Raw genomic sequence first — 9,329 nt, 5'->3', positions numbered from 1 at the left:
CGACAATCCCCAACCCGCACCAAACAAGGAAACTGTGGATAACCCACCCGCACCACCCCGGTTATCCACAGCCAGGCCGCCTAACCAGAACTTGGCAGTGCGGTAGCAAGGCCATTCATCGTAACCTGGATGGTTTTGGAAACGAGGAAAGAGCCATTCCCAGCGCAAGGAGAGCGAGCTTCCTGTGAGCGACCAACGCTGAACTGAGAAGGTTGTGGGGGAAAGCGACAGTGGAAATCACCCCGCGGATTCGGTGAATAACTTAATTACGGTCCTCCTTTCATAAGGCTGTCCCTTGATTGAGGGGGGCTTCCTTCTTGTCATTTCTGAGTACCCTGGGACCCATGATTAAGACGGTGAAGGTGCACGATCTCATCAAGGGTGAAGATACTGTGGCGGGCGAAGCGGTGCTGGTGGACCGCTTGTGGCCGCGGGGCGTCGCCAAGCAGAAACTGACCTTCGATGGATGGTACAAGGACGTGGCCCCCAGCCCGGAGCTGCGCAAGTGGTTCGGGCATGAGGAGGAGCGTTTCCCGGAGTTTAGCCGCCGCTATAAGGCGGAGCTTGATGCCAATGACAGTGCGGAGCTCAAGGAGCTTATCAAGCAGGCGCATGAGGATCTCACGCTGTTATTCGCGGCCAAGGACCGCCAGATAAACCACGCGGTGGTGCTCAAGGAGTGGCTCGAAGAGCAGGTCTCCCAATAAGGGGGTAAGCCGGCGCGGAGTGCTCGGGGGAGCGCAAACGGATTTGTACTGCTCCCGCGGTTGCGCATTGTGGGGGTGTGGGCACGTGCAGTGAATTATGACACTGTACGTGCTTTTTTGTGTTCTTCGCCATTGCTGCAAACGATTGCGAAACTAGAATCAGGGGTGGACCAAAACCAAACACAAAGCCGCAATCATGTGTGTTGAGTTATGTCGACCCCCATGATTTAGGTACCTAGGAGGGAAAAACATGGCTGGCAAGACAGCAGCGCAAGCGCTCACCAAAGAGCAGCTATTGCACGCGTACCGCAAGATGGTGGAGATCCGCGAGTTCGAGGATCGGGTACACATTGAGAACCAAGCTGGTGACATTCCCGGCTTCATCCACCTCTATGCAGGACAGGAAGCCGTGGCGGTTGGTGTCTGCGAGAATCTGCGCGATACCGACTACATCGGCTCCACCCACCGCGGCCACGGCCACTCCATTGCCAAGGGCTGCGATCTCAAGGGCATGATGGCGGAGATCTTCGGACGCGCCACCGGCCTCAACCACGGCAAGGGCGGCTCGATGCACATTGCAGACCTCTCCGTGGGAATGCTAGGCGCCAACGGCATCGTCGGCGGTGCTGGCCCGCTGGCAGTCGGCGCGGCCTTCACCGGTAAGTACAAGGGTCAGGGAAACATCGGCGTGGCCTTCAGCGGTGACGGCGGTTCCAACCAGGGAACCATCTTCGAGGCGATGAACATGGCCGTGGTGCTCAAGCTTCCGGCGCTCTTCGTCTTTGAAAACAACGGCTTCGGTGAGGCCACCGGTGCGGACTTTGCAGTCGGCAGCGGCGACATCGCTGGCCGTGCCGCAGCATTCGGCATGCCCGCCATCAAGGTTGATGGCACTGACTTCTTCGCGGTCTACGAGGCCGCCCAAGAGGCCGTCGAGCGCGGCCGTCGCGGCGAGGGCCCCACAGCCATCGAGGCCAAGGCCTACCGCTGGTTCGGCCACTTCGAGGGTGACCCGGGACTCTACCGCACCCCGGAGCAGCTCAAGGCAGTGCGCGAAGAAAACGATCCGCTGCTTATTTTCCGCCAGAAAGTGGGGCGCAAGGTCTCTGCCAAGGAGCTCGACGCCATCGAGGCGGAAGTGAAACAACAGGTGGAAGACGCCGTCGAGTTTGCCAAGAACTCACCCTGGCCCAAGCCTGAAGAACTAACCACCGACGTCTACGCGAGCTACTAAAAGAAAGGGCTTGAGCAATGAGCAAGAAAAGTTACCGGGAAGCCATCCGTGAGGCCATGGCCGATGCACTCCGCGAGGATGAGAACGTATTCCTCGTCGGTGAGGATCTGCGTGGCGGCAAGGGCGGCACCAACCCCGATCCTGATGTCGAGGCTTTCGGCGGCGTCTTTAACGTCACCAAGGGCCTGTGGGGAGAGTTCGGTGACGACCGCGTTGTCGATACCCCCATTAGCGAGTCCGCCATCCTCGGCCTGGCTGCCGGCGCGGCTGTTACTGGCCTGCGCCCGGTCGCCGAATTGATGTTCATGGACTTCTTCGGCGTGTGCTACGACGAGGTTTATAACCAGGCGGCGAAGTTCCGCTACATGTTCGGCGGCGGTGCCCGCACCCCGCTGACCGTGCGTGGCATCATCGGTGCCGGCGTCGGCGCGGCCGGCCAGCACTCGAATTCGCCTTATAACATCTTCACCTCCACCGCGGGCGTGAAGGTGGTCGTGCCCTCGAATCCTTATGATGCCAAGGGCCTGCTCCTGCAGTCCATCCGTGACGATGATCCGGTTATGTTCTGTGAGCACAAGGCGCTGTATGACGTCAAGGGTGAGGTCCCCGACGAGCCGTATACCATTCCGCTGGGAGTGGCCAACTACACCCGCGAGGGCACCGACGTCACCATCGTGGCGCTCTCCAAGCTGGTCAATACCGCCAACGAGGTGGCTGACAAGCTGGCCGCCGAGGGCATCTCGGTCGAGGTCGTCGACCCGCGCACCACCTCCCCGCTGGATGAGGATTCCATCGTGGAGTCGGCGCAATCCACCGGCCGCGTCGTCGTGGTCGATGAGTCTTCGGCACGCTGTGGTTTCGGCCAGGACGTGGCCGCGCTGGTCTCCATCAAGGCCTTCAACAGCCTCAAGGCTCCGGTTGAGCTGATCACGCCTCCGCTTACCCCCGTACCTTTCTCCCCCGCGCTGGAAAAGCTTTGGGTGCCTTCGGCAGAACGCATCGAGGCCTCCGTGCGCAAACTCTTGGAGGCATAAAATGGCCACGAACAGCAAGATTCAATCACTCGACATCCCCAACTGGGGGATGACCATGGAAACCGGCGTCGTCGGCGAATGGCTCATCGGCATCGGGGATTCTTTCAAGCAGGGAGATCCTCTCGTCACGGTCGAATCGACGAAGATCGCCAACGATCTAGAGGCACCTTTCGACGGCACTCTGCGGCGCATCGTCGCCGACGTCGGCCAGGAGCTTCCCGTGGGCGACATCATCGGCGTCAGCGCCGATCCTGATGTGAGCGAGGAAGACATTGACGCCTTCGTCGCCAAGCGCCAAGCAGAGGATGCCGCGAAGAGCGGCGGGGGCCAAGAACCCCAGCCCGCCGCCGCGGCGCCTGCACCGGCCAAGAAAGAAGCGGCGCCGAGCCCGCAGCCGAGCCAACCTGCCCCCGTGGCAGCGCCCGGCCCCGTAGCCGCAGTAGCCACCGCAGCAAGCAGTAGCGCCAAGCCGCAGTCCTACTCCATCCCGGCCGCGCTGAGCGGATCCACCCCCGAGGACTTCGAGGGTGCCACCTCGCACGCCCTGCGCCTAGCGCTCAAGGAGAACATCGACCTCTCCGGCATCGACGGCACCGGGCGTCTGGGACGCGTGACCGTGGAAGATATTGACTCCGCGGTGCGCGCAGCAGGCGGAACCGTACCCGAGCCCGTCACCAGGCGCGGCGAGGTGCATCTCAAGTCCACTGGGGACGATAGCACCGTGCTGGCCACCCCGGTCGCGCGTCGCGTCGCCGCCGAGCTGGGTGTCAACCTGCTCGACGCCCGCCCCACCGGCCGCCATGGCCGCGTGACCAAGGAGGACGTCGAGGACACCGCTCGCCGCTTCAAGCTCGAGGCGGAAGCGCAGGCGCTGGGCACTAGCGTGTCCGCGCTGGAGGAGCCGGATTTCGAGTCCGTGCCGCTGTCCTCTGTCCGCAAGGTCATAGGCCAGCGCCTGCAGGCCTCCAAGCTCAACTCGCCGCACTTCAGGGTGACCTCCGAGGTCAACCTGGATGCCGTGCTGGAGATGCGTTCTTCTCTCAACGAGAAGGTTCCGGGCGTGCACTTGTCCATCAATGACATGCTCATCAAGGCCGTCTCCGCCGCGCTTATCGAGGTCCCGGGTGTCAACGTCCAATTCGACGAGGCAAACCAGACCATTCTGGAGTTCAGCCACGCGGACATCTCCGTCGCGGTCGATTCCCCCGCCGGCCTCATCACGCCGATTGTGCGTGGGGCCGACAAGAAGTCGCTGCGCGAAATCTCCGCGGAGGTCAAGGAACTGGCCACCAAGGCCAAGGCCAATACCTTGGTCCCCGATGAGTTCCAGGGCGGTACGTTTACCATCTCCAACCTGGGCATGTTCGGGGTGAGCTCCTTCGACGCGATCATCAACCCGCCGCAGGCAGCCATCCTGGCCGTCGGCGCCGCACAGAAGCGCCTTGGCCTAGGCGCTGGGGGAGAGATCGTGGAGAACAGCATCCTTGCGCTGACCCTGTCCAGCGACCACCGCGTGGTGGATGGCGCGCTCGCCGCGCGCTTCATGGCGGCACTCAAGCGTTTCCTTGAGTCGCCCGAATTGCTACTGGTCTGATAAGGAGTAGTCATGAATAGGCACTATGACGTTCTCATCATCGGTGCAGGTCCTGGCGGCTACACCGCCGGCATTCGCGCCGGGCAGCTGGGCTTGAAAACCGCAGTGGTGGAAAAGGCCGAGCTCGGTGGCGTGTGCCTGAACTGGGGTTGTATCCCCACCAAGGCGCTGCTCCACGGCGCGGAGACCGCGCACACCATCGCGAGCTCGTCTTCGCTGGGCTTTAGCACCGGCGAGGTCAGCCTCGACATTGGAAAACTCGTCGGCTTCAGCCGCTCAGTAGCTGGCCGCCTCTCGCAGGGCGTCGCGGGGTTGCTCAAGAAGAATCACGTGGATCACCTCGTGGGCACCGCTACCCTCACGGCTAAGGGCAAGGTTACCGTGGATGGCGAGACAATCGATGCCGACCACATCATCGTGGCCACCGGCGCGCGCCCTCGGGCCCTGCCCGGAATCGTTCCCGATGGGGATCGCATCTGGACTAGTACCCAGGCTCTTATCCCCGACGAGGTTCCCGGGCACCTGCTCATCGTGGGCTCAGGCGCCATCGGCTCCGAGTTTGCGAGCATGTACCGCGACTTCGGAGCCGAGGTCACCCTGGTGGAGTTGGCTGAGCACAATCTTCCCGTTGAGGATCCGGATATCTCTGGGGTTGTCCGCAAGGCTTTCACCAAGCGCGGGATCGCCGTTCATACCGGCTCCCACTTGGAGGATGTTGTCAGCGATGGCACGGGTGTTTCCGCCACGCTTGTCGAAGGCGACGGTACCCGCACCGAACTCCGCGCCGACCGGCTGCTTCTGGCCGCGGGCGTGGTCCCCAACGTCGAAGACCTCGGCTTGGAGGCACTCGGCGTGGCACGCACTGAGCGTGGCGGCTTCATCGCCGTCGACGAGTGGGGAAAGACCAACGTCGCCGGCATCTATGCCATCGGCGATGTGTCTGGACCACCCTGCCTGGCGCATAAGGCGGCGCATGAGGCCGTGGCCACCGTCGAGCACCTGGCCGGCGTGGCTGGTGCTGAAGCAGTGGACCGCAACTGGATCCCCGGCGCCACCTATACCCGCCCGGAGGTAGCCAGCCTTGGTTATACCGAGGCTGCCGCCCGCGAGCTGGCCAAGAAGTCTGGTCACAGCATCTCCGTTGGGCGTATGCCCTTCGCCGCCAACGGCCGCGCCATCGGCATGGAAGCAGCCGAGGGAATGGTCAAGGCCGTCTTCGACGACACCACCGGCGAGCTCCTCGGCGCACACCTGGTAGGCCCCGGAGTCACCGAACTCCTGCCCAGCTTCGGCGTGCTCCGTGAGCTCGAAGGCACCGCCGAGGATATCGGGCACGTGGTATTCGCGCACCCGACGCTCTCCGAGGCCATCCAGGAGGCCGCCCTCGATGCATTGGGTAAGCCCTTGAATCAGTAATAAGACAACTCGGGCGGGGATTCTTAGGCTGAGGAAACCGAAACACAGGCAGCGCGTGATGCGAGGCCTGTGCTTTTCGTTATTCAGTTGCCTTCATCGAATGCTGCTCGACAACTAGACAGTTCACGGTCTAAGAATTCTTCTCCCCTAGGGTAAAGACAAAGGAATAATATTGCATTTAGCTGTGAAAATGGTTATCTTTCTCTGAATTCCCTGAATACTACTGATCGAGAAAGCTGCTGAGGGTTCTGGATGAGCAAACATGAGGCCCGGTTACCAGCGGCAGAGTCTGGCAGTGGCGCACTAATGCATAAGCGGTACTGGACTGCAGGCGTGGTAGTTCTTCTCACGCTTGTTTTGGTCGGAGCTTTGGTGGTTGTTCCCCGGTCGCTGGAGTCTGCCAGTGACCCTAGTGTCGTTGATAGTGATGGAGACGGCATCGCTGATCAAACGGAGATCACTGGATGGATTGGAGAGCGTGGAGAGCGGTTCATTACAGATGCTAGTAACAGCGATACTGATGGTGACGGTCTTAGTGATGGCGAAGAGGCAGGCGAGCGCTTGCCTGATCAAGGAACGAGTGCGGTCTATTCCGGCGTGGCTGACCCCCTCAAAGCTGATTCAGATGGAGATGGCCTCAACGACTTCCTAGAGGTCCGTGGTTGGGCTGATGAGCAAGGCCGGCGCTACAACAGTAGTCCGCTGAAAGCCGATACTGACGAGGACGGACTCGATGACTCTATCGAAATCGGGAGAACCGTGTCCGAAGGGATCTACGCTGTTGTATCGAATCCGCAGCAGCGGGATTCAGATGATGATGGGCTCGAGGATCGTGTAGAAGTCAATGGCTGGAAGTCGGTCCGGGCGGGGAAGATCTTCTTTACCGACCCACTCTTGTCAGACACTGATGGGGATTTGCTTTTCGACGGCGAAGAGGCCGCAAGTTCCTTAGAGGATTCGGATGCCCAGCCAAATGCGAAGCCCGCATACTATGGCTTTTCCGATCCCACCGTGGTGGATTCGGACGGTGACGGTTTAACTGACTTGGATGAGTTCAATTCAGGCGCCAAACCTTATGAGGTTGATACCGATGGTGATGGCATCGAGGATGGACGCGAGGTCAACGTCATTGGAACTAGCCCTCTCCTCGTTGATACAGATGCGGATGGCAGGGATGACAAGTTCGAGGAGGAGAACCGAGAATCCGAGGGCCTCGATCCACTGTTTTTCGAGCAAAGTCTTGATGCTGGGGAGTATGTAAAAAGTTTTTGGTCGGGAGCGGATGGCAAAGATGGTGGCGAAGAAGTTACTTCAACGATGGGCCAACTTTCCTCCCTTGTGTTAAGCAATGGGTCACTAATTTTCAAAGCTCGTGAGATTATTGAAGGCATCATAGATCTAGTTCTGCGGAGGAGCGGAAGGAATTTACTGAGTGTATTTTTCCCGCTGACCCCTGTGGGAATTGCTAAGAAAATAATTAAAGCAGGCTTTAATCTCAAGGAGTATTTGGAGAAACTAGAGGCATTTATTGAGCAGCATCCAGAGCTCCGCGCAGTTGCTGGCAGATTCGTTTCGACGTCTGGGATGATACCGGAAGACTCTAGAATTGCTGTCTCGGGCAAAGTGTGGAAGAGCTGGGATGACTACCTCAAAAAGGGGGCTTCCGGAGAAGGGATGCTTCATCTACAGAGTAGCGGACGCATTGACCTTGATGCTCTGGGAGCTGCGATGGAGCAAGAGGCGCACCACAGCGGAGAGGCTTCCGTGTTTCTCGCCGACCGTGAAAGTGCTGAAAGGCGACTTATCGAGGACGTGATAGAGAGCCGCGAGAAGTCCTGGTGGAGGTCCGTAAAGCGGTTCTTCGGAGGCATCTTCGGGACAACCTGGGGACAGTTGTCGAGAGAGGATGTGGACAAGGCTAGAGCAGAAATTGAAGCTGGGGTCCGGGTTCCCTCTGCTGCCTGTGGCGAGGAGTGCGGCAATAATAGGCGAGCTGCAGATGTCCTTGCTGATGGCGTGCTCTACGAAGCAAATGTGGGCTATGTTGGCCTGAATGATGCGGTGAAGGCCCGCATCGATACCGATGTGGCGCTGATAGCGGCAGGGGACATCGCGGGCTCCCACTGGCACTTTTACCCCAGTGCGCACTCGGGGCAGCTTGGTGGCTCTCCTGAGATGTTTGATTATCTCGCCGAGCACGGAATCAGGTACACCATTCACGTGCCGGTGGAATAGTGGCGATTGATAGGGGGGCGGATTCAACTGGTCGTCGCAACACCTCGATGACATGGAGGTGTGTGATGCTACGTCGTCAGGCGGATGCGGATCGAGCAGTGCGACAACCGATGCGCTCTCCGGGGCGCCCGCCCCCGCGACGTGAGGTCGAGCGGGCATTCTGGGTACAGATCGCTGATGGGCTTACGAGCGAGGATGCCGCGGTTGCTGTTGGTGTGTCAGCACCGGTGGGTACGCGGTGGTTTCGCCATGCTGGAGGTATGCCTCCACTAGATCTTGCTCCAGCTGCTGGCCGTTATCTCTGCTTTGCTGAGCGTGAAGAGATCGCGCTGTTACACGTTCAAAATGTCGGCGTCCGTGAGATCGCCCGACGACTCGGACGCGATCCCGGGACAGTCTCCCGGGAACTGCGGCGAAACGCCGCGACCCGTGCCGGGGAAGTGGAGTACCGGGCTTCCGTTGCGCAGTGGAAGGCCGAGTCTGCGGCCAAGCGGCCCAAACAAGCGAAACTGGTGACCAACACCGCGCTGCGTGACTATGTGCAACAACGCCTTGAGGGCAGCGTCAGCCTGCCGGACGGGACGGTAGCTCAGGGGCCCGATGCACCGCGTTGGAAGGGACGAAACAAGCCACACCGAGAGGACCGTCAATGGGTCACGGGTTGGAGCCCGGAACAAATCTCGCACCGGCTGAAAGTTGATTTCCCTGATGATGGTGCCATGCGGATCAGCCACGAAGCGATTTACCAGTCACTGTTCATCCAGGGGCGCGGCGCACTCAAGCGCGAGCTCGTCACGTGTCTACGCACTGGTCGAGCGCTGCGGAAACCACGACGGCGTTCACGGAACAAGCCACAAGGCCATGTCACAGACGATGTCGTCATCTCCGAGCGTCCCGCCGAAGCGGCGGACCGCGCGGTGCCTGGACATTGGGAGGGGGATCTGATCATCGGCACACACCAGTCCGCGATCGGCACGCTCGTCGAGCGCAAGAGCCGCTCTGTGCTGCTGGTGCACCTGCCACGACTTGCAGGCTACGGGCAGCAGCCGCGAGTGAAAAACGGGCCGGCCTTGGCCGGCCACGGCGCGACCGCGATGGCCGATGCGCTC

Annotated in this window: 7 protein-coding genes; all 7 read left to right on the top strand. The window is 60.5% G+C overall.

All coding sequences use genetic code 11. From position 1 onward, the window contains the following. Window positions 1–344: 344 nt before the first annotated feature. Window positions 345–707 carry a DUF488 domain-containing protein gene (locus B2696_RS00945; RefSeq protein ID WP_276623397.1) on the top strand — a complete coding sequence of 121 codons (363 nt, stop codon included), beginning with the start codon at window positions 345–347 and terminating at the stop codon, window positions 705–707. Window positions 708–957: 250 nt separating this feature from the next. Continuing rightward, window positions 958–1,941, top strand: a complete 984-nt coding sequence (locus tag B2696_RS00940) for a thiamine pyrophosphate-dependent dehydrogenase E1 component subunit alpha (RefSeq protein WP_075730544.1) — start codon at window positions 958–960, stop codon at window positions 1,939–1,941. A gap of 17 nt (window positions 1,942–1,958) precedes the next feature. Further along, window positions 1,959–2,975, top strand: a complete 1,017-nt coding sequence (locus B2696_RS00935) for an alpha-ketoacid dehydrogenase subunit beta (RefSeq protein ID WP_075730543.1) — start codon at window positions 1,959–1,961, stop codon at window positions 2,973–2,975. 1 nt (window position 2,976) lies between these two features. After that, window positions 2,977–4,569, top strand: coding sequence for a 2-oxo acid dehydrogenase subunit E2 (locus tag B2696_RS00930; protein ID WP_286953399.1), 1,593 nt, complete (start codon window positions 2,977–2,979; stop codon window positions 4,567–4,569). A 12-nt stretch (window positions 4,570–4,581) separates the two neighbouring features. Then, the gene (lpdA, locus tag B2696_RS00925) at window positions 4,582–5,985 is read left to right on the top strand and encodes a dihydrolipoyl dehydrogenase (protein WP_286953396.1); all 1,404 of its coding nucleotides are present in this window, start codon (window positions 4,582–4,584) and stop codon (window positions 5,983–5,985) included. A 252-nt stretch (window positions 5,986–6,237) separates the two neighbouring features. Next, window positions 6,238–8,220: a hypothetical protein gene (locus tag B2696_RS00920; protein ID WP_286953393.1), complete on the top strand. Its 1,983-nt coding sequence runs from the start codon at window positions 6,238–6,240 to the stop codon at window positions 8,218–8,220. 65 nt (window positions 8,221–8,285) lie between these two features. Next, a partial coding sequence (locus B2696_RS00915; protein WP_286953391.1) for an IS30 family transposase occupies window positions 8,286–9,329 on the top strand: 1,044 nt, incomplete at its 3' end.

It is taken from the genome of Corynebacterium sp. UBA4397, assembly GCF_002390965.1.
In the GTDB taxonomy this organism is placed as follows: domain Bacteria; phylum Actinomycetota; class Actinomycetes; order Mycobacteriales; family Mycobacteriaceae; genus Corynebacterium; species Corynebacterium flavescens.
Note: the sequence above shows the minus strand (reverse complement) of the source record. Positions and strands in the feature narration are given on the sequence as shown.

What these genes read in the sequence shown, in the direction of transcription:
- B2696_RS00930 (WP_286953399.1), top strand. Translation starts at nt 2,977, where the DNA reads ATGGCCACGAACAGCAAGATTCAATCACTCGACATCCCCAACTGGGGG.
- B2696_RS00935 (WP_075730543.1), top strand. Translation starts at nt 1,959, where the DNA reads ATGAGCAAGAAAAGTTACCGGGAAGCCATCCGTGAGGCCATGGCCGAT.
- lpdA (WP_286953396.1), top strand. Translation starts at nt 4,582, where the DNA reads ATGAATAGGCACTATGACGTTCTCATCATCGGTGCAGGTCCTGGCGGC.
- B2696_RS00945 (WP_276623397.1), top strand. Translation starts at nt 345, where the DNA reads ATGATTAAGACGGTGAAGGTGCACGATCTCATCAAGGGTGAAGATACT.
- B2696_RS00920 (WP_286953393.1), top strand. Translation starts at nt 6,238, where the DNA reads ATGAGCAAACATGAGGCCCGGTTACCAGCGGCAGAGTCTGGCAGTGGC.
- B2696_RS00940 (WP_075730544.1), top strand. Translation starts at nt 958, where the DNA reads ATGGCTGGCAAGACAGCAGCGCAAGCGCTCACCAAAGAGCAGCTATTG.